Annotated in this window: 24 protein-coding genes; 4 read left to right on the top strand and 20 right to left on the bottom strand. The window is 50.7% G+C overall.

Translation table 11 applies throughout. From position 1 onward, the window contains the following. Nucleotides 1-68: 68 nt before the first annotated feature. The 18 genes from rpsN to rpsL all read right to left on the bottom strand — a co-directional run bounded on the left by rpsN (nt 69) and on the right by rpsL (nt 10108). A complete protein-coding gene (rpsN, locus tag B3Z75_RS05105) occupies nt 69-338 on the bottom strand; it encodes a 30S ribosomal protein S14 (protein WP_294068327.1) in 270 nt (89 codons plus the stop codon). Nucleotides 339-379: 41 nt separating this feature from the next. Then, nucleotides 380-940: a 50S ribosomal protein L5 gene (gene rplE / locus B3Z75_RS05100; protein ID WP_294068325.1), complete on the bottom strand. Its 561-nt coding sequence runs from the start codon at nt 938-940 to the stop codon at nt 380-382. Then, nucleotides 937-1257, bottom strand: coding sequence for a 50S ribosomal protein L24 (gene rplX, locus B3Z75_RS05095; protein WP_294068323.1), 321 nt, complete (start codon nt 1255-1257; stop codon nt 937-939). The genes rplE and rplX overlap by 4 nt, the downstream gene beginning before the upstream one ends. 20 nt (nt 1258-1277) lie before the next feature. After that, on the bottom strand, nt 1278-1643 hold the full coding sequence (gene rplN, locus B3Z75_RS05090; RefSeq protein ID WP_294068321.1) for a 50S ribosomal protein L14: 366 nt from the start codon (nt 1641-1643) through the stop codon (nt 1278-1280). A 1-nt stretch (nt 1644) separates the two neighbouring features. Next, nucleotides 1645-1902, bottom strand: coding sequence for a 30S ribosomal protein S17 (gene rpsQ, locus B3Z75_RS05085; protein WP_294068319.1), 258 nt, complete (start codon nt 1900-1902; stop codon nt 1645-1647). Nucleotides 1903-1910: 8 nt separating this feature from the next. Further along, nucleotides 1911-2114: a 50S ribosomal protein L29 gene (gene rpmC / locus B3Z75_RS05080; protein WP_294068317.1), complete on the bottom strand. Its 204-nt coding sequence runs from the start codon at nt 2112-2114 to the stop codon at nt 1911-1913. Nucleotides 2115-2120: 6 nt separating this feature from the next. Beyond that, nucleotides 2121-2552, bottom strand: a complete 432-nt coding sequence (gene rplP, locus B3Z75_RS05075) for a 50S ribosomal protein L16 (RefSeq protein ID WP_294068315.1) — start codon at nt 2550-2552, stop codon at nt 2121-2123. Nucleotides 2553-2563: 11 nt separating this feature from the next. Then, the gene (gene rpsC, locus B3Z75_RS05070) at nt 2564-3322 is read right to left on the bottom strand and encodes a 30S ribosomal protein S3 (protein WP_294068313.1); all 759 of its coding nucleotides are present in this window, start codon (nt 3320-3322) and stop codon (nt 2564-2566) included. 4 nt (nt 3323-3326) lie between these two features. Next, nucleotides 3327-3740 (bottom strand): 50S ribosomal protein L22, encoded by a 414-nt coding sequence (rplV, locus tag B3Z75_RS05065; RefSeq protein ID WP_294068311.1) that lies wholly within the window; start codon nt 3738-3740, stop codon nt 3327-3329. A gap of 38 nt (nt 3741-3778) precedes the next feature. Then, the gene (rpsS, locus tag B3Z75_RS05060; protein WP_294068309.1) at nt 3779-4048 is read right to left on the bottom strand and encodes a 30S ribosomal protein S19; all 270 of its coding nucleotides are present in this window, start codon (nt 4046-4048) and stop codon (nt 3779-3781) included. Between the two features lie 21 nt (nt 4049-4069). Then, nucleotides 4070-4897, bottom strand: a complete 828-nt coding sequence (gene rplB / locus B3Z75_RS05055) for a 50S ribosomal protein L2 (protein WP_294068307.1) — start codon at nt 4895-4897, stop codon at nt 4070-4072. A gap of 5 nt (nt 4898-4902) precedes the next feature. Then, entirely contained in the window at nt 4903-5196 is a 294-nt protein-coding gene (gene rplW / locus B3Z75_RS05050; RefSeq protein ID WP_294068305.1) for a 50S ribosomal protein L23, read from the bottom strand. A gap of 11 nt (nt 5197-5207) precedes the next feature. Further along, the gene (gene rplD / locus B3Z75_RS05045; protein ID WP_294068303.1) at nt 5208-5837 is read right to left on the bottom strand and encodes a 50S ribosomal protein L4; all 630 of its coding nucleotides are present in this window, start codon (nt 5835-5837) and stop codon (nt 5208-5210) included. 1 nt (nt 5838) lies between these two features. Beyond that, nucleotides 5839-6456 carry a 50S ribosomal protein L3 gene (rplC, locus tag B3Z75_RS05040; RefSeq protein WP_294068301.1) on the bottom strand — a complete coding sequence of 206 codons (618 nt, stop codon included), beginning with the start codon at nt 6454-6456 and terminating at the stop codon, nt 5839-5841. A gap of 130 nt (nt 6457-6586) precedes the next feature. After that, complete coding sequence (rpsJ, locus tag B3Z75_RS05035) at nt 6587-6892, bottom strand: 30S ribosomal protein S10 (protein ID WP_019541341.1); 306 nt, start codon at nt 6890-6892, stop codon at nt 6587-6589. Between the two features lie 10 nt (nt 6893-6902). Further along, a complete protein-coding gene (fusA, locus tag B3Z75_RS05030) occupies nt 6903-9032 on the bottom strand; it encodes an elongation factor G (protein ID WP_294068294.1) in 2130 nt (709 codons plus the stop codon). Nucleotides 9033-9052: 20 nt separating this feature from the next. Then, nucleotides 9053-9529 carry a 30S ribosomal protein S7 gene (gene rpsG, locus B3Z75_RS05025; RefSeq protein WP_294068292.1) on the bottom strand — a complete coding sequence of 159 codons (477 nt, stop codon included), beginning with the start codon at nt 9527-9529 and terminating at the stop codon, nt 9053-9055. Between the two features lie 159 nt (nt 9530-9688). Beyond that, nucleotides 9689-10108 carry a 30S ribosomal protein S12 gene (gene rpsL / locus B3Z75_RS05020; RefSeq protein ID WP_294068290.1) on the bottom strand — a complete coding sequence of 140 codons (420 nt, stop codon included), beginning with the start codon at nt 10106-10108 and terminating at the stop codon, nt 9689-9691. Nucleotides 10109-10531: 423 nt separating this feature from the next. Between rpsL and B3Z75_RS05015 the strand changes: the two genes are divergently transcribed. Genes B3Z75_RS05015 through B3Z75_RS05005 form a run of 3 tightly spaced genes read left to right on the top strand, consistent with a single transcriptional unit; the run spans nt 10532 to nt 12139 of the window. After that, nucleotides 10532-11005, top strand: a complete 474-nt coding sequence (locus tag B3Z75_RS05015; RefSeq protein ID WP_294068287.1) for an RNA polymerase sigma factor — start codon at nt 10532-10534, stop codon at nt 11003-11005. Then, nucleotides 10995-11618 carry a hypothetical protein gene (locus B3Z75_RS05010; RefSeq protein ID WP_294068285.1) on the top strand — a complete coding sequence of 208 codons (624 nt, stop codon included), beginning with the start codon at nt 10995-10997 and terminating at the stop codon, nt 11616-11618. Before B3Z75_RS05015 ends, B3Z75_RS05010 begins: the two co-directional genes overlap by 11 nt. Then, the gene (locus tag B3Z75_RS05005; RefSeq protein ID WP_294068283.1) at nt 11615-12139 is read left to right on the top strand and encodes a DUF4252 domain-containing protein; all 525 of its coding nucleotides are present in this window, start codon (nt 11615-11617) and stop codon (nt 12137-12139) included. Before B3Z75_RS05010 ends, B3Z75_RS05005 begins: the two co-directional genes overlap by 4 nt. Nucleotides 12140-12330: 191 nt before the next feature. On the opposite strand, the gene B3Z75_RS05000 is transcribed toward B3Z75_RS05005, so the two are convergent. After that, a complete protein-coding gene (locus B3Z75_RS05000) occupies nt 12331-13425 on the bottom strand; it encodes a hypothetical protein (protein ID WP_294068281.1) in 1095 nt (364 codons plus the stop codon). A 233-nt stretch (nt 13426-13658) separates the two neighbouring features. Beyond that, a complete protein-coding gene (locus B3Z75_RS04995; protein WP_294068279.1) occupies nt 13659-15821 on the bottom strand; it encodes a S9 family peptidase in 2163 nt (720 codons plus the stop codon). A 257-nt stretch (nt 15822-16078) separates the two neighbouring features. Here B3Z75_RS04995 and B3Z75_RS04990 point away from each other — a divergent pair, with 257 nt between their 5' ends. Continuing rightward, complete coding sequence (locus B3Z75_RS04990; protein ID WP_294068277.1) at nt 16079-18094, top strand: OPT family oligopeptide transporter; 2016 nt, start codon at nt 16079-16081, stop codon at nt 18092-18094. Nucleotides 18095-18155: the final 61 nt, after the last annotated feature.

Below are 18155 nucleotides of genomic sequence, written 5' to 3'. Positions count from 1 at the left end.
ATTGATCCCGACTGCCGGGACAATATTTATTGAAATTCTGTCTTTCTGCCGTTTCCCTTTTAACCGGACTACCAGCTTGCTTTCTTCACTCCGGGAATCAGGCCTTTGGAAGCCATTTCACGGAACTGAATACGGGAGAGGCCAAACTGACGCATATATCCCTTAGGACGTCCGGTAATTTTGCAACGGTTGTGCAGGCGCACCGGAGAAGCGTTCTTGGGAATAGTCTGGAGTGCTTCGTAATCACCTTCGGCGAGATATTTGGCTCTCTTTTCGGCATAACGGGCAACCATCCTGGCTCTTTTCACCTCACGGGCTTTCATTGATTCTTTTGCCATTATCTATCTGTTTTTTTGATCAATTTTTGGTCATTAGCTCACTAATGATCTTTCTTAAACGGTAATCCGAACTCTCTCAGAAGAGCATACCCTTCTTCGTCGGTAGGTGCGGTGGTCACAAAGGTGATGTTCATCCCCAGCAAACGACTGATGTTGTCGATGTTGATCTCCGGGAAAATTATCTGCTCCTGGATACCCAGTGTGTAATTTCCCCTGCCGTCGAGCTTGCCGTCAATTCCCTTGAAGTCACGGATACGGGGCAGCGCCACACGCACCAGTCTCTCCAGAAATTCATACATCTTATCGTGACGCAGCGTGACGCGCACGCCAATTGGCATCTTCTTACGCAGCTTGAAGTTGGAGATGTCCTTGCGCGAGGTGGTGGCCACAGCCTTCTGGCCGGTAATGGAGGTCAGCTCGTTTATGGCGGTCTCGATGATCTTCTTGTCGGCCACGGCAATACCAAGGCCCTGGTTAATCACGATCTTCTCCAGACGAGGCACCTGCATCACTGACTTGTAGCTGAACTCCTTCATCAAAGCAGGAACTACACGCTCTTTGTAATCTTTCTTTAAATTTACTTCGTATGTTGCAGTACTCATTTAATTACCTCCCCTGATTTTTTTGCGTAACGCACTGATTTGCCTTTATTGTCTAGTTTTCTACCAACGCGGGTGGGTTTTCCCGTCTTCGGATCCACCGGATTCAGCTTGGAGAGATGCACGGAAGCTTCTTTCTTTTCAATGCCGCCATTCGGATTCTGGGCGTTGGGCTTGGTATGTTTCGATACAATGTTTACGCCTTCCACCACTGCACGGTTCTTGTCCACAAGAACTTCCAGTACGCGGCCCGTCTTTCCTTTGTCTTCGCCGGAATTTACGTAAACCGTATCGCCTTTCTTTATATGTAATTTTGTCATTGCCTGTGAATGTTGAATAGTTATAATACTTCGGGAGCTAAGGAGACAATCTTCATGTTTGTGGTACGCAGCTCACGCGCTACCGGCCCGAAGATACGGCTTCCTCTCAACTCGCCGGCATTGTTCAGCAGAACGCAGGCGTTGTCGTCGAAGCGTATGTAGGAACCGTCGGCACGACGAATCTCTTTTTTCGTACGCACGATGATTGCTTTTGATACAGATCCTTTCTTAATATCACTCGATGGGATCGTGCTCTTGACAGAAACAACAATGATATCCCCTACCGACGCATAGCGCCTTCTTGTACCGCCCAATACGCGGATGCAAAGCACTTCCTTCGCTCCGCTGTTGTCAGTAACCTTTAATCTTGATTCTTGCTGTATCATCTTACTTGGCCCTTTCCATTACTTCAACCACTCTCCATCTCTTCGACTTGCTCAAAGGACGCGTTTCCATTATACGAACTGTATCACCAATGTGGCAGTCGTTTTTCTCATCATGGGCGTGAAATTTCTTCGTTTTACTAACGAACTTCCCATATATAGGGTGTTTCTCTTTCCATTTTACAGCAACGGTGACGGTCTTGTCCATCTTATCGCTGAAAACGACCCCGATTCTTTCTTTTCTTAAATTTCTCGTTTCCATTCTCTCTGTTATTGTTGTTTTTTCAACTCTCTGGCACGCAATTCTGTATGAATGCGGGCAATGTTTCTGCGCTTCTCCCTTATTGAGCCTGAGTTATCGAGCGGAGTGATGGTGTGGTTGATCCGCAACTGGGTCAATTCCATCACTTCGGCATCCAATCTCTCTTTCAGATCCTTGTCGGACAGCTCTAGTAATTCTTCCTGCTTCTTCATCTCTCTTTACGATTTTTTCTGATAATCATAATCCGTCCGGACCACAAACTTGGTGGTCACCGGCAACTTTTGAGCTGCCAGACGCAGCGCCTCTTTTGCCACATCAAACGACACACCTTCTATCTCAAAAATAATTCTTCCGGGGGTCACAGGCGCCACGAATCCTTCGGGGTTACCTTTTCCCTTACCCATACGCACTTCGGCGGGTTTCTTCGTGATAGGCTTATCGGGGAAAATACGTACCCAAACCTGTCCCTGACGTTGCATGTAGCGCGTTACAGCGATACGGGCAGCTTCAATCTGACTTCCGGTGATCCACTTAGATTGCAATGATTTAATCCCAAAAGAACCGAATGCCAGCTCGTGGCCACGTCCGGCATTGCCTTTCATGCGTCCTTTCTGCTGTCTTCTGAATCTTGTTTTCTTTGGTTGTAACATATTTTCTTCAATTAAGCGTTTTTGTTGTTTCTTCTGTTACGTCTGCCACCACGGCCGCCTTCCGGACGATTTCCGCCGCCACGGTTACCGCCACTGTGCGGACGATTGTCTTTCGACGTGGCGAACGAAGGCGCCAGATCTTTCTTGCCATAGATTTCACCACGACAAATCCACACCTTTACGCCAATAAGCCCTACTTTAGTCAGTGCTTCGGCGTGTGCATAGTCGATGTCGGCACGGAAAGTGTGAAGCGGGGTTCTCCCTTCCTTATACATCTCCGAACGAGCCATTTCAGCGCCGTTCAAGCGACCCGATACCTGAATCTTGATCCCCTCGGCTCCCATTCTCATGGTAGCGGCGATGGCCATCTTCACGGCACGGCGGTAAGCAATCTTCCCTTCAATCTGGCGAGCTACGTTGTTGGCCACAATCACGGCATCCAACTCCGGCTTCTTAATTTCGAATATGTTGATCTGTATGTCTTTGTCGGTGATCTTCATCAACTCCTCTTTCAGCTTGTCCACCTCCTGGCCTCCCTTACCGATGATGATGCCGGGGCGTGCTGTACAAATGGTGATGGTCACCAGCTTCAATGTCCGCTCAATGACAATGCGCGATACACTTGCTTTGGACAGACGGGCATTCAAATAGGTGCGGATTTTGCTGTCTTCGAGCAAGATGTCACCATAATTATTTCCGCCGTACCAGTTGGAGTCCCATCCCTTGATGATTCCCAAACGATTTGCTATCGGATTTACTTTTTGTCCCATCTTCTTAGTTTTGTTCTTGTTCTTCTTTCTTGAATGTATCTACCACAATGGTCACGTGATTCGAACGTTTGCGGATCCTGTATCCACGACCCTGCGGGGCAGGACGAAGTCTCTTCAGCGTAGCACCCTCGTCCACGGAAATCGTCTTTATGTAAAGCTCGCCTGTTTCGGCTTTGCGCTCATTCTTCTGTTCCCAGTTGGCAATAGCTGAAAGCAACAACTTCTCGATCTTGCTGGACGCCTCTTTGTTGGAGAACTTCAAAACGCCCAGTGCCTTGAACACTTCCATTCCCCGTACCATATCGGCTACGTAACGCATCTTGCGTGGTGAGCTGGGAACGTTCTTCAACACGGCGAAAGAAACCTCTTTGCGATTTTCTTTTCTCTGTTCGGCTGATATTCTTTTTCTAGCACTCATGTCTTTTCTGTTTTTCTTTATTCGTTAGCGCCCTGACCTTATTTCTTTCTGTTGCCGGCGTGTCCGCGGAACGTGCGGGTAACAGCGAATTCGCCCAGTTTATGCCCAACCATGTTCTCTGTGATATAAACCGGAATGAATTTGTTCCCGTTATGCACAGCAATGGTATGTCCCACAAAATCAGGTGATATCATAGAAGCGCGTGCCCACGTTTTGATTACGGTCTTCTTACCGCTCTCGTTCATGGTCGTCACCTTCTTCTCCAGTTTCAGATTGATAAAGGGGCCCTTTTTTAATGATCTGCTCATAGTGATGTTTAATTAATCAGATTACTTCTTTTTTCTTCTCTCTACAATGTATTTCGAAGAATGTTTTTTAGGAGCTCTTGTTTTCAAGCCCTTAGAATATAAGCCTTTCGGTGAACGCGGGTGGCCTCCCGATGCACGTCCTTCACCACCACCCATGGGGTGGTCAACCGGGTTCTTAACAACCCCGCGGTTGTGCGGACGGCGTCCAAGCCAACGTGAACGACCGGCTTTACCTGATTTCTCCAGAGCATGATCCGAATTACCCACACTACCGATAGTCGCTTTACATGCAGACAGGATCTTGCGTACTTCGCCGGAAGGCATCTTGATGATCGCGTAATTATCTTCGCGCGATACAAGCTGTGCAAATGTTCCGGCAGAACGTGCCATCTTGGCTCCCTGTCCGGGACGCAGTTCGATGTTGTGAACTACGGTACCGATAGGAATCACCGACAGAGGCAGTGCATTGCCAACTTCAGGGGCTGCAGCGGGCCCCGACATCACTGAGGTTCCCACCTGTAAGCCGTTGGGAGCCAAAATATAAGTCTTCTCTCCGTCGGCATAATAAAGCAACGCGATGCGTGCCGAACGGTTGGGATCATACTCAATGCTTTTGACTACGGCAGGGATACCATCTTTTGTTCTCTTGAAGTCGATCACCCTGAAGCGTCTTTTGTGTCCGCCACCCAGATAACCCATGGTCATCTTACCCTGGTTGTTGCGGCCACCCGACGCTTTCTTGCCAACTACAAGAGATTTCTCCGGTACACTTGCAGTGATATTATCAAATGAACCGATAATCTTGTGTCTTTGCCCCGGTGTTGTGGGCTTTAATTTACGTATTGCCATTTCTTTTAAATATTGCTGAATAGATCGATGGTTTCACCCTTCTTCAGGGTGATGATTGCTTTTTTGTACGCGGACGTACTGCCGTTTACCATACCCGATTTCGTGTAACGGCTACGTTTCTTGCCATCATACTTCATCGTGTTCACGCTTTCCACGTGAACGTTGTAGAGCGCTTCCACAGCTTTCTTGATTTCAACCTTGTTTGCAGAAGGCTTCACGATGAAACCATAACGGTTCTCATACTTGTCGGTGAGGGCCGTTTGCTTTTCGGTGAATATGGGTTTTACTATTACACTCATTTTCTCTCTCCTTATGCTTTAAACAGGTTATCAATCACAGCCAGCGACGACTCGGTCATCACCAGACTTCCACAATTCATAATTCCGTATGTGTTTATGTCTGAGGCTGTTACAACACTCACTTTTCCCAAATTGCGAGCCGACAAATATACGTTTTTATTTTGACCTGGCAAAACGAAAAGTAGCTTTTTATCAGCGAGTTGCAGATTTTTTGTCAACTCAACAATGCGCTTTGTTTTTGGAGTGTCGAAATCAAAATCCTCCACCACAATGATCGCATTTTCTTTTGCTTTCAACGAAAGGGCCGATTTGCGGGCGAGCGCCTTCACTTTCTTGTTCAGCTTGAAGCTGTAATCGCGGGGCTGGGGGCCAAATACACGACCTCCTCCCACCAGCAGGGGCGATTTGATGTCGCCGCGGCGGGCACCGCCGCCGCCTTTCTGGCGGATCAGCTTGCGGGTACTCCCGGCGATCTCGTTTCTTTCTTTCGTTTTATGCGTACCCTGACGTTGGTTGGCAAGGTACTGCTTAACATCCAGCCAGATAACATGATTGTTAGGCTCAATCCCGAAAATGGAATCATCGAGTGTCACCTTCTTGTCTGTTACCTCTCCTTTGATATTGTAAATACTTAATTCCATTTTATTTTTCAATTATGACGATTGAACCTTTTGCTCCCGGCACCGATCCCTTCACCAGAAGGAGGTTGTGTTCCGGAATCACTTTAATTACCTGGAGGCTCTGTACGGTTACCCGTTTGTTCCCCATCTGTCCGGCCATGCGGGTTCCCTTGAACACCTTGGCGGGATATGAAGCCGCACCGATTGAACCGGGAGCACGCAGCCTGTTGTGCTGTCCGTGTGTGGACTGTCCCACACCTGCAAATCCGTGACGTTTCACTACGCCCTGGAATCCTTTTCCTTTCGATGTGCCGATCACGTCCACATATACGGTGTCGTTGAAAAGATCAACAGTGATCTCGGAACCGGGCTTGTACTCGTTTCCAAATCCTTTGAACTCGGCCAAGTGTCTCTTGGGTGTTACTCCTGCTTTCTTGAAGTGACCTTTTTCAGGATTCGGGGTGTGTTTGTCTTTCTTGTCCACAAACCCGAGCTGAATAGCATCATAACCGTCGTTTTCGGTTGTCTTCACCTGAGTAACCACGCAAGGACCTGCTTCGATAACAGTGCATGGAATATTTTTTCCCTCGGCACTGAAAACGGATGTCATTCCGATTTTTTTTCCTAATAATCCTGGCATTTCTCTGTTGTTTATAATTAATTATTATCCGATCGAAGAATCAAAAAGAATTATCCAAGACCGGAACCAAGACTTTTATGTCTTGATTCTTCTGTCTTGTATCCTGTTTATTGACTCTTGTGTCTAGTTATCACACTTTAATTTCCACTTCTACGCCGCTGGGAAGCTCAAGCTTCATCAACGCATCCACGGTCTTGGCTGTGGAACTGTAAATGTCGATGAGGCGCTTGAAGGAGGCCAACTCGAACTGTTCGCGTGACTTCTTGTTCACGAAAGTCGAACGGTTCACGGTAAAAATGCGTTTGTGAGTAGGCAGCGGAATTGGACCGCTTACCACAGCACCCGTAGCTTTTACGGTTTTCACGATTTTCTCGGCTGACTTGTCAACGAGGCTATAATCGTAAGATTTCAGTTTGATTCTGATTTTTTGGCTCATATCTGTTAAATTATTTGATCAAATCAACACGGCCTTGTACCTCCGTCAATACCTGCTTGGCGATGGAAGAAGACACTTCTTCAAAATGAGAAAACGACATGGTCGACGTAGCACGTCCCGAGGTGATGGTACGCAACGAGGTCACATATCCAAACATCTCCGCCAGCGGCGTCTTGGCTTTCACCACACGGGCGCCGGAACGGTTCGATTCCATTCCTTCAATCTGTCCGCGGCGTTTGTTCAGGTCGGAGATCACATCTCCCATGCTCTCTTCGGGTGTTACCACCTCCACTTTCATGATCGGCTCCAGCAATACGGGGCCTGCCTTTTCCGAAGCATTCTTGAACGCCTGCATGGCGCAGATCTCAAACGACAACTGGTCGGAGTCCACCGCATGGTAAGAACCGTCAATCACGGTCACTTTCAGCTTATCGAGAGCATATCCGGCCAACACACCATTCTTCATGGCACGTTGGAATCCTTTCTGGATGGAAGGGATGAATTCCTTCGGAATATTGCCGCCCTTCACCTCGTCCACGAACTGCAAATCGCCTTCAAAGCCGGGATCGGCAGGCTCCACGCGCACAATGATATCGGCGAACTTACCGCGGCCACCCGACTGTTTCTTGTACACTTCCCGCAGTTCCACCGGTTTGGTGATCGCCTCTTTGTACGAAACCTGGGGACGTCCCTGGTTTGCTTCCACCTTAAACTCACGTTTCAGACGGTCGATGATGATCTCCAGGTGAAGCTCACCCATGCCCGAGATCACGGTCTGGCCAGTCTCCTCGTCGGTTTTCACGGTGAACGTGGGATCCTCCTCCGACAGCTTGGCCAGTCCGGTAGAGAGCTTATCCAGATCTTTCTGGGTCTTGGGCTCTACGGCAATACCAATCACCGGATCGGGGAAGTCAATTGCTTCCAGGATGATCGGCTTGTTCTCGTCGCACAACGTGTCGCCGGTACGGATATCTTTGAATCCTACACCGGCGCCAATGTCTCCCGTTCCGATAAAATCTTTCGGATTCTGCTTGTTGGAGTGCATCTGGAAGAGACGGGAAATACGCTCCTTCTTTCCCGAGCGTGGGTTGTACACGTACGATCCGGCCTCAATCTCACCCGAGTATACGCGGAAGAAACACAAACGTCCCACATAGGGATCGGTAGCAATCTTGAACGCAAGTGCACTCATGGGTTCGTCTGGATCGGGATGACGCAACAACACCTTCTCCGAGTCACTGGGGTCGGTACCGGAAATCGCTTCCGTATCCGCAGGACTCGGCAGGTAAGCACACACAGCATCGAGCAATGTCTGTACTCCCTTGTTTTTGAACGACGATCCACAGATCATCGGATTGATCTGCATCGACAACGTCCCTTTTCTGATTGCTCTTCTGATCTCCTCCTCGGTAATTGTATCGGGAGCATCGAAGAACTTTTCCATCAGCGCATCATCACATTCGGCAAGGATCTCGAGCATCTTCTCGCGCCACTCATTGGCTTCGTCCTGCAGGTCAGCGGGAATATCCACCACGTCGTAGTCGGCACCCATTGTCTCGTCGTGCCAGTAGAGCGCCTTCATCGTTACCAAATCAACCACTCCCTTGAAGTTCTCTTCCGCCCCGATCGGTATCTGAATGGGACACGCTGTAGCGCCCAACATCTCCTTTACCTGGCGTACCACATCAAAGAAGTTTGCTCCCGAGCGGTCCATCTTATTCACATAGCCGATACGGGGCACTTTGTACTTGTCGGCCTGACGCCAAACGGTCTCCGACTGCGGCTCCACACCTCCAACGGCACAAAACGCGGCCACGGCGCCATCAAGCACACGCAGCGAACGCTCTACCTCCACCGTGAAATCCACGTGTCCCGGGGTGTCGATCAAATTTATCTTGTATGTCTGGTTGTCATATTTCCAGCTCGTAGTGGTGGCAGCCGAGGTGATGGTGATCCCCCGTTCCTGCTCCTGCTCCATCCAGTCCATGGTGGCCGCACCGTCGTGCACCTCGCCAATCTTGTGCGTGAGTCCCGTATAAAACAGGATACGCTCCGATGTGGTGGTCTTGCCGGCGTCAATATGCGCCATGATACCTAGATTACGAGTGAATTGTAATGCTTCTTTTGAACCCTTAGCCATCTTTTTTACCTTCTTTCTAATTAAAATCTAAAGTGAGCAAAAGCACGGTTTGCTTCTGCCATTCTGTGCATATCCTCTTTCCGCTTGAAAGAACCCCCCTGATTGTTGTAGGCATCAACAATCTCGGCAGCCAACTTGTCGGCCATCGTCTTTCCACCTCTCTTACGTGCGTACATAATGAGGTTTTTCATTGAAACGGATTCTTTTCTTTCGGGTCTTATTTCGGTCGGAACCTGAAATGTGGCACCGCCAACGCGGCGTGACTTCACTTCCACCTGAGGGGTAATATTGTCGAGAGCAGCTTTCCAAATCTCGAGAGCTGACTTTTCTTCGTTAGGCATTTTAGCCTTTACAGTGTCCAATGCGGTATAGAAAATATCGTAGGAGATACTTTTCTTGCCGTCATACATAAGGTGGTTAACAAACTTTGTTACCCTTACATCACCATAAACAGGATCAGGGAGAACCTGTCTTTTTTTAGGTTTTGTTTTTCTCATTGTCTAAAAATTTTGTGTTGTTTGGTTGCCGTTTAAACTGTCTTCAACAAACTCCTCCGAGTTTATTTACTCAACCTGTAATAAGTAGCGAATCCCAAAAATTTCAACAGCGATTTAATAATTTTACTTCTTCTTAAAATAGAGTTGTTGCGGAAGAAATTACTTCTTCTTTGCTCCCGGCTTAGCTGCTACAGCTGTCTTTGCTCCCGGTTTGGGACGTTTTGCCCCATATTTGGAACGACGTTGGGTACGACCGTTTACACCGGCAGTATCCAGGGTACCACGCACAATGTGATAACGCACACCGGGAAGGTCCTTCACACGTCCGCCACGCACCAGCACAATCGAGTGCTCCTGCAGGTTGTGTCCTTCTCCCGGAATGTAAGCGTTCACTTCCTTCGAGTTTGTTAAACGCACACGAGCCACCTTTCTCATGGCTGAGTTCGGCTTCTTTGGAGTAGTGGTGTACACTCTCACACAAACCCCACGACGCTGCGGACAGGAGTCCAGAGCGGGCGATTTGCTTTTATCCGTAAGGGTGGTACGTCCTTTTCTTACTAGTTGTTGAATTGTAGGCATCTTCTGCTTTCTTTTTACGTATTGCTATTTTTTAAATAATTCCGTTCATCCTGTCTATCACCCACTTGGCACACAATAATGCCCTGATTATCATTTAATAACCTTTCTGTTCGGGTGAAAAACGGCACAAAATTACAAATAATCAGAAAGATATGCAAGCGTTTGAAGCTATTTTTTTAAAAAGGATTCAACGTTTTGCATTTTCGCCTTTGCCGGTAGGCAGGCATGCAAGTTTCGGGGTGTAGGTGTTTGTCGATTGGGAAGTTAGAAGATGGAAGCGTTGGCAAGCGGAAAGGTTTTTACGTTATATTAACCCGTTTAAATCCCGGGAAAAAATTATTTTTGCATTCCGGTGTAACTTTTTCGCCGGTCAACCGTCATTCCATAATGAGTATCGAACCATTCCACGAAATCATCCTGCCGATGAAAGATCGGCTTTTCCGCCTGGCATACGGCATTGTCAGGGACCGGGCCGAAGCCGAGGACATCCTGCAGGACCTGCTGCTCAAGCTCTGGAGCAGGAAAGAAGAGTGGAGCGATATTGAAAATCTGGAAGCATACTGCTTCAGAGCCATCAAGAACATGGCGCTCGACAGGCTGGCCTCCATGGCCGTCCGCAAGACGGGCACCATTGAAAGGGAACAGGAAGATCTTTATTTCGTGGACAGTCACTCGCCGCATCGCGAGCTGGTCAGGAAAGAACAACGCCTCCTCATCGAACAATGCATGGAGGAGCTTCCCGAGAACCAGCAGCTCACATTCCGGCTCCGGGAGGTGGAAGGGATGAGTTACAGGGAGATTGCCCACGCGCTCGCCATCAGCGAAGACCTGGTAAAGATAAGCCTCTTCAGGGCACGAAAAAAAATGAAAGAATTGCTAGCGGGATATGACAGCTAAGGACGACAGACACATACAGACATTATTGGAAAGGTACTGGGATTGCGAGACCACCCTTGCCGAAGAGCAGGAACTGCGCGATTTCTTCAGGGGGGGCGACCTGCCGGCCGCGGGGAAGCCCTATGCTCCTTACTTCTCCTATATCAACGAGGAACGGTCTGTCACCCTGAGCGAAGGCTTCAACGAACGACTGAAAGAGGCCATGGACAAAGAAGAAGACCGGAGCAAACAATACATCACCATTCGCATCTTTGCCCCCCTGCTGCGCGTGGCAGCATCCCTACTGCTTATCGTGGGACTTGGGGCAAGCATCTTCTTCATCACCCGCCAGAACAACAAACCCTGGTTTGTGGAAACATACGACGACCCCAACGCAGCCATAAAGGACGCCACCTACGCGCTGGAAGCACTCTCCCATGCTTTGCAGACAACCGAGGAAGCCTCCCTGCAAACCATTCGCGTGATTGACGACCTCGACATCGACTGGTCGGCGATCGACTCGCTCGTGACAGACGAGGTGGAAGCCGACTCGCTTGCAGCCCTTTCGCAGGACGATGACACCGTGAGCCGGGGCGCCCTCATTCCAACCGTCAAAATGAAGGAAAATATATGAGAAAAACAATCTTGATCATAACGATCATGCTGACATCCGTCTCACTTTTTGCGAATGGCTTTGTCACGCAGTTCATCAACAAATACGGCGAGGAGGATCGCCCGCTGAACAACGTGAACATCGGCAAGACAATGCTCGACAAGATGGCAGCCAACACCGAGGACGAAGAACTGAGGAGTGCGTTCAAGGAACTCAAAAGCATACGGATCGTGAGCAGCGAAGATGCAAAAGACTCCAGGTACTACTTCCAGAAAGCCAACGAACTGATAAAAGAGGAGTTTGGCGATTACGAAGAGGTGGTCTCGGTAAACGAAAGAAACTCCAGAATATCTGTCTGGATGAAGAGAGAGGACGATAAAAAACAGGACCTCATCCTCATCTCGCTCGACGAAAACAGCAAGCTGAGCATCATCACCGTCTCCGGGAAGATCGACCTCAAAAGCATCTCCAGGCTATCGGGCACCCTGAAAAATGAGTCGGCCGCTCCGGAGGAAAAAGCCGGAGAGCCCGGAAGCAGATAGCTGATTACTGACGATGGCAACTAAAAAAAACTGACAGCCGAAGACTGACAGCTTACAAATAACTTTTTTCTTTTTTATATTTAAACGATGAACAGGCAGCCGAACGCGAGTTTAGCTGCCTGTTGCTTTTCCTTCGACCATCACTTTGCAGTTTGATTGTTCTTTCCACTCCTCTTTTCTTCCTGATGTGTTCACTGCTTGTCTCTGAAGCGCGACGCCAGCAGCACTGTGTTCTTCAGGTATTCAAACTCCAGTTCAAAACACTCCGAAAAGATGCGGTTGCCCATGTTATCCTCTATCTGCGCCTCGGTCCACAGCTTGCCTCCTTTCAGCCGGAGGCTGTTATAAAGTACCTCATCCTCCACATCGGAAACATAAAGAAAAATAAGCCGCTTTGTCGCCTCATTCTCAAAGGTATATTTCAAAAGAAAGCGAAGAGGGAGGTCGTTGCTGCCACACTCCTGTGCAATGCTTCGACGCACCGTCTCGTCAATATCGTCGTTATACTGCATGTACTTTTCGAACGGATAATCGAGCATCCCCGGGTTCAGCAACCGGCTAGGGTCCCGCTCCTGCAGGTAGATACTCCCCTTGTGGATGAGCGCCACACGCACTACGGGGTGCATAAACCTGTTTTTCAAGTCTTTGGTGATCGACTTGGCCACACGGCCTGTCACCTCGCCCCGCTCTGTGACTACGGGCAGCCACTCCTCGCACACCAGCCTCCGCCGGAGGATGGAAAGCCTCCCCTCCTCCAGCAGCACAATAGCCACCAGCGTAACCTGGCTGACAATCATGATGAACGACCCTTGCGTCTGCAACCAATCGCTGTTATCGAACAGATAAGGCAGCAACACCAGCAGCACAAGGATGGAGAGGCCGTATTGCGTTTGAAAAGCTACGCGGAACGATTCTTTCAGGTAGTTCTTGAGCATCAGGTTTCGGGTCTTTCCCAGGCGCTTTACAATTTTACCCCGCGACAGCCGGATAGCGACGAGCGCCAGTATGAAGATCACCTCCACCACCACGAAACGGTTTATTGCGTGCAGGTTTGCAAAAGGGCCAAAGGAGAGCATCGTGGCTATGGCAAACACAACGATGGATATCATATAAATGAGTCGGCTCTGCTTGCGCACGGCAACATAGCCGATCAGCGACAACAACAGCGCTCCCCCCGTCGATGCCCACGAATCGGTGAAGCTCACAAGAAACGAAAAAACAATCAACGGAATGAGTCCGAAAGCCGGGTTTCTGAATATTTGCCGTATATTTAAATAATCTCCCATAACCAATCTCTTTCGTTTTACGAACGAAAGATTACAATAAACAAACTTTCTCTGCTGTTAATGAAACCTCTATTCTGGCGCTGTCAAATCAATCATCGGTGACGACGGATTTACTAAAATGCCTTCTTAATAACAATAAAAAGACATTTTTGTTTAGGCAATAAAAAGAGTGCCTCCCGCGTAACTGGCGACAGGCGGCAGGCACCCGGCCCGGCACAGAGAGCCATTCAGGATCAGAGGTATTCCTGAAAATAGGCAATGACTTTGTCGTACAGGTAACGCTTGGCATTCCCGCCAGAGATGAAATGATTCTTGTCGGGAAAGAAAAAAAGGTCAAACTGTTTGTTGGCACGAATGAGCGCCCGCGTATATTCCACGGAGTTTTGGAAATGCACGTTATCGTCTGCCATCCCGTGAATCAAGAGCAGCTTGCCCTGCAGCTGCCCTGCCAGTGTGATCGCAGAGCCGTTGTTGTATCCGTCGTTGTTCTGCTGCGGCGTACGCATGAACCGCTCGGTGTAAACCGTATCATAGAAACGCCAGTCGGTCACCGGGGCAATGGCCACACCCGCCTTGAAGATGCCGTTGCCGCGGCTCATGCTCATCAGCACGTTGTATCCTCCGTAGCTCCATCCCCAGATACCGATCCGGTTTGCGTCCACATAGGGCAGCGAGCCCAGATAGCGTGCTGCGGCAATCTGGTCGTCCGACTCGGTCATGCCCAGCTTCATGTAGGTGCATTTACGAAACTCCTCGCCTCGCGCACCGGTGCCACGGCCATCCACGCAGGCCACCACAATATCCTTCCCGGTCAGTGCGTGATACCAGTCAATTTCGAATTTATCCTGCACCTCCTGCGAATTGGGGCCGCTATATTGCACCATCACCACGGGATACTTCTTTGCCGGGTTGAAGTTGACCGGCTTCAGCACCCACCCGTGGAGCTGCGTGACGCCATCGGCAGCAGGCAGGGTTATAAACTCCCGCTTCGGGAAGCGCGCAGCAGCCACGGTCGCCTGCAGCGCCCCGTTATCCTCCAGCACGCGCAATTGCCTGCCGTTGTTATCGTGGAGTGTGATCACCGGCGGAGTGTTTGCATCGGAATGGCGCTGCACATAGAACCTGCCCTGCGCACTGAACGAGACAGCCGAATTAAAACCCGGCTGAGCCGACAGCTTCCGGGGTTCCCCCTTGTCGATATTGATCCGGTAGATGTTCCGCCGGAGGGGACTCTCGTCGGCCGCCTTGTAAAACACCGTCTTGCTCTGCGGATCTACCGCGAGGAGGGCCGTCACGTCGTAGCTGCCCGTGGTGAGCTGCTTCTGCAATGTTCCCGAGAGTCCGTACACGTAGATGTGGCTGAAACCATCCTTTTCCGATATGTAGGTAAACTGGTCATTCAAAAAGTGAATCGAATTGAGCCAGTCTGCATCCACATAGTATTTATTCTCCTCCCGCAAGACCAGCTTTGCCTCCGTGGAGCGTGGATTCACAAAGTAGAGTTCGAAGCGGTTCTGGTCCCTGTTGAGCGTCATCACCGCCAGCCGGGCCGGATCGTTCGTGAAGGCGATGCGGGGGATATACCCGTCGCCCTCCAACGGCACCTTCAGGGTGCGGGTGGTGCGGGCGGCAATATCAAACACACGGCACTCCACCTTCGCATTGGCCTCCCCCGCTTTGGGGTATTTAAAACTGTAATAACCAGGATAAAGCTGTTCCTGAAACGTCTGAAAGGAGAACTCCTTCACCGCCGACTCGTCGGTACGAACGAAAGCAAGCAGGCTGTTGTCGGGAGAGAACTCCATCAGCCGCGTAGTGCCAAACTCCTCCTCATAGACCCAGTCGGTGGCGCCATTGATGATGCTGTCCTGCGCACCGTCCCTGGTCACCTGCGACTCGGTATCAAAGTCAAACTTCGTCAGCCAGATATCATTGTCGATCACATAGGCCACCATTTTACCGTCCGGAGAGAAGGTGGGGATCATCTGCTTCGACGGATGATCCGTAAGCTTGCGCACCATGTTGCGGCGCACGTCGTGATAGTAGTAGTCAGCCCGGAACGAGCGACGGTAGATCTGTTCCCTGTCGCGGTAGACCAGCACACGGTTCTCGTCGTCGCTCACCTGGAATCCTTCAAAGCTGCTGAAGGAGCAGTTGCGGGCCGTACGCGTGCTAAACAGTGTATCCACAGCCTCTCCCGTAGCGTACGCATACTTGATTACGGCTGTCTGCGCGGGGTCCGCCTGATAATAATGCATCCCGTCGGCCGACGAGACCATGCTCTTCACCCCGCGGGGGACATACTTACCATCCAGAATATCGCCCAGCGTATCGCCATACATCACTGCAGGCAGCAAAAAAGATGCCACCAGAGCGGTCAAAAATATTTTTCTCATTGTTTTTCCCATTAATCACGCAAATGTAACAAATTCAACACAAACTATGAAAACAGGCGTGCCCTTTACGGTTTTTTTTGTATTTTCGGCAAAAAAATTGCGACCAGGCATGTTGGTCAACTTCACAACAGAATCAGCTGTTTGTATTCGACCAGCCGCTTCCGGCAATAAGCTGTGCGTTTTCAGCCGTCGGCATCACGCTCGTGAAACCGGCAATAACCGGGATCGCTCTCAACAAATAAACATCATATACTGTAATGGAAGAAGAAGAAAAGAAAGTAACTGAATTGCCCGAAAATGCGTATCGGGAGTTAACCCCCGGGGAAGAATACAAACCCGTACTGCCGGCAGACAGGCCTGTTGCCGAAGTCACTGGCTGGTCTGTCGCCATGGGTCTCCTCATGGCCGTGATCTTCTCGGCCGCCGCCGCCTACTCCGGACTGAAGATCGGACAGGTATTCGAAGCCGCCATCCCCATCTCCATCATTGCCGTGGGAGCCTCGGCCGCTTTCCGCAAGAAGAACGCACTGGGACAGAATGTCATCATCCAGTCCATCGGCGCCTCGTCGGGCGTCATTGTCGCCGGCGCCGTTTTCACCATCCCCGGCCTCTATATTCTTCAGGCAAAATATCCAGAGATACAGATCAACTTCTGGCAGATCTTTTTCTCATCGCTGCTCGGCGGATTTCTCGGCATTCTCTTCCTGATTCCCTTCCGCAAATATTTTGTGAAGGACATGCACGGCAAGCTTCCCTTCCCCGAGGCGACAGCCACCACGGAGATCCTGATGACCGGCGAGAAGGGAGGCAACAAAGCCCGCCTGCTCATCACCAGCGGACTCATCGGGGGGCTGTTCGACTTCTGTTTCTCCACTTTCCGCCTCTGGAGCGAAGAGATCACCACCCGCATCATCCCTGCCGGCGCCATGCTTGCCGACAAGTTTAAAATGGTACTCAAGTTCAACGTGAGCGCCCTCATCTTCAGCTTTGGCTACCTGGTCGGGCTACGTTATGCACTCATCATCACCGTCGGTTCCCTCCTCTCCTGGCTGGTGCTGGTACCCCTTGTGAACGAGATTGGTGCGCTGGCAGCTGCCACCGGCGGGGGCGTCAACCCCTTCGCCGCACTCTCGGCCGAAGCCATCTTCACCGAATATGTACGTCCCATCGGCATCGGTGCCATTGCCATGGCCGGCATCATCGGCATCATCAAGTCGTCCGGTGTCATCGGCAGCGCCTTCAAGCTGGCTACCGGTAAAAATATTGCCGGTGCCGGCGTGCAAGCAGACGAGAAGCGAACCAGCCGCGATCTGAAGATGTCGTTCGTGGCGCTCTTCCTCTTCCTCACCCTGATCGCCGTCTTCGTCTTCCTCCTCCTTGGAGTAAAGATCACACTGTTACAAGCCATCGTGGCGCTGATCACCATCACGGTAATCTCCTTTCTCTTTACAACTGTCGCTGCCAACGCCATCGCCATCGTCGGCTCCAATCCTGTGTCGGGGATGACCCTGATGACACTTATCCTCTCGTCGGTGATCCTCGTCGCCGTCGGCCTCGAAGGCTGGCAGGGTATGGTGAGCGGGCTCATCATCGGCGGCATCGTCTGCACCGCCCTCTCCATGGCGGGAGGATTCGTCACCGACCTGAAGATCGGTTACTGGATCGGCACCACCCCCGCCAAACAGGAGTCCTGGAAGTTCCTCGGCACCCTGGTGTCGGCAGCCACCGTGGGAGCAGTCATCTTTATCCTGAACGAGGCCTACGGCTTCGTCGCCACGCCCGAGCACCCCAACCCCATGGTCGCCCCGCAGGCCAACGCCATGGCCGCCATCATCGAACCCCTCATGGCGGGTAGCGGCGTCAGCTGGATGCTCCTCGGCATCGGCGCCGTCATCGCCATCCTGGTGAACTGGCTCGGTGTCTCGCCGCTGGCTTTTGCCCTCGGCATGTTTATCCCGCTACAGCTCAACACGCCGCTGGTTGTAGGGGGACTGCTCAACCACTGGATCAACAAGAGCAAGAAGGATCCGAAGCTGACCAATGCACGTCACCAGCGGGCCATCCTCATCTCCTCCGGCTTCATCGCCGGTGCGGCTCTCTTCGGTGTGGTGGGCGCACTCATCATCTTCCTCACGGGCGACAGCAACGCACTGAACTCGAACCTGTGGGCCGACCCTCACGGCACAGGTGCCCAGATCACGTCACTGGTCGCATTTCTGGGATTGCTGGCCTACTTTGTCTGGGAAACCAAACGAGCAAAGAGGGAAGATTAAAGGGTTGAAAGGTTTCAAGGTTTAGTCTAGAGGTTTATACGCTTGTAAAACATCGAAACAT

Origin of the sequence: Proteiniphilum sp. UBA1028 (assembly GCF_002316955.1) — a bacterium.
Classification (GTDB): domain Bacteria; phylum Bacteroidota; class Bacteroidia; order Bacteroidales; family Dysgonomonadaceae; genus Proteiniphilum.
This window is presented reverse-complemented; position numbering and strand designations above follow the sequence as displayed.

Bases quoted from the DNA above. Each gene is read 5' to 3' on its own strand.
- rpsQ (WP_294068319.1), bottom strand. From the start codon at position 1,902: ATGGAAACGAGAAATTTAAGAAAAGAAAGAATCGGGGTCGTTTTCAGC.
- rplV (WP_294068311.1), bottom strand. From the start codon at position 3,740: ATGAGTGCTAGAAAAAGAATATCAGCCGAACAGAGAAAAGAAAATCGC.
- rpsN (WP_294068327.1), bottom strand. From the start codon at position 338: ATGGCAAAAGAATCAATGAAAGCCCGTGAGGTGAAAAGAGCCAGGATG.
- rplE (WP_294068325.1), bottom strand. From the start codon at position 940: ATGAGTACTGCAACATACGAAGTAAATTTAAAGAAAGATTACAAAGAG.
- rplD (WP_294068303.1), bottom strand. From the start codon at position 5,837: ATGGAATTAAGTATTTACAATATCAAAGGAGAGGTAACAGACAAGAAG.
- rplX (WP_294068323.1), bottom strand. From the start codon at position 1,257: ATGACAAAATTACATATAAAGAAAGGCGATACGGTTTACGTAAATTCC.
- rpmC (WP_294068317.1), bottom strand. From the start codon at position 2,114: ATGAAGAAGCAGGAAGAATTACTAGAGCTGTCCGACAAGGATCTGAAA.
- rplN (WP_294068321.1), bottom strand. From the start codon at position 1,643: ATGATACAGCAAGAATCAAGATTAAAGGTTACTGACAACAGCGGAGCG.
- rpsJ (WP_019541341.1), bottom strand. From the start codon at position 6,892: ATGAGCCAAAAAATCAGAATCAAACTGAAATCTTACGATTATAGCCTC.
- B3Z75_RS05010 (WP_294068285.1), top strand. From the start codon at position 10,995: ATGACAGCTAAGGACGACAGACACATACAGACATTATTGGAAAGGTAC.
- fusA (WP_294068294.1), bottom strand. From the start codon at position 9,032: ATGGCTAAGGGTTCAAAAGAAGCATTACAATTCACTCGTAATCTAGGT.
- rpsC (WP_294068313.1), bottom strand. From the start codon at position 3,322: ATGGGACAAAAAGTAAATCCGATAGCAAATCGTTTGGGAATCATCAAG.
- B3Z75_RS05000 (WP_294068281.1), bottom strand. From the start codon at position 13,425: ATGGGAGATTATTTAAATATACGGCAAATATTCAGAAACCCGGCTTTC.
- rplP (WP_294068315.1), bottom strand. From the start codon at position 2,552: ATGTTACAACCAAAGAAAACAAGATTCAGAAGACAGCAGAAAGGACGC.
- rplW (WP_294068305.1), bottom strand. From the start codon at position 5,196: ATGAGTGTAATAGTAAAACCCATATTCACCGAAAAGCAAACGGCCCTC.
- rplB (WP_294068307.1), bottom strand. From the start codon at position 4,897: ATGGCAATACGTAAATTAAAGCCCACAACACCGGGGCAAAGACACAAG.
- B3Z75_RS05015 (WP_294068287.1), top strand. From the start codon at position 10,532: ATGAAAGATCGGCTTTTCCGCCTGGCATACGGCATTGTCAGGGACCGG.
- B3Z75_RS04990 (WP_294068277.1), top strand. From the start codon at position 16,079: ATGGAAGAAGAAGAAAAGAAAGTAACTGAATTGCCCGAAAATGCGTAT.
- rpsG (WP_294068292.1), bottom strand. From the start codon at position 9,529: ATGAGAAAAACAAAACCTAAAAAAAGACAGGTTCTCCCTGATCCTGTT.
- B3Z75_RS05005 (WP_294068283.1), top strand. From the start codon at position 11,615: ATGAGAAAAACAATCTTGATCATAACGATCATGCTGACATCCGTCTCA.
- B3Z75_RS04995 (WP_294068279.1), bottom strand. From the start codon at position 15,821: ATGAGAAAAATATTTTTGACCGCTCTGGTGGCATCTTTTTTGCTGCCT.
- rpsS (WP_294068309.1), bottom strand. From the start codon at position 4,048: ATGAGCAGATCATTAAAAAAGGGCCCCTTTATCAATCTGAAACTGGAG.
- rplC (WP_294068301.1), bottom strand. From the start codon at position 6,456: ATGCCAGGATTATTAGGAAAAAAAATCGGAATGACATCCGTTTTCAGT.
- rpsL (WP_294068290.1), bottom strand. From the start codon at position 10,108: ATGCCTACAATTCAACAACTAGTAAGAAAAGGACGTACCACCCTTACG.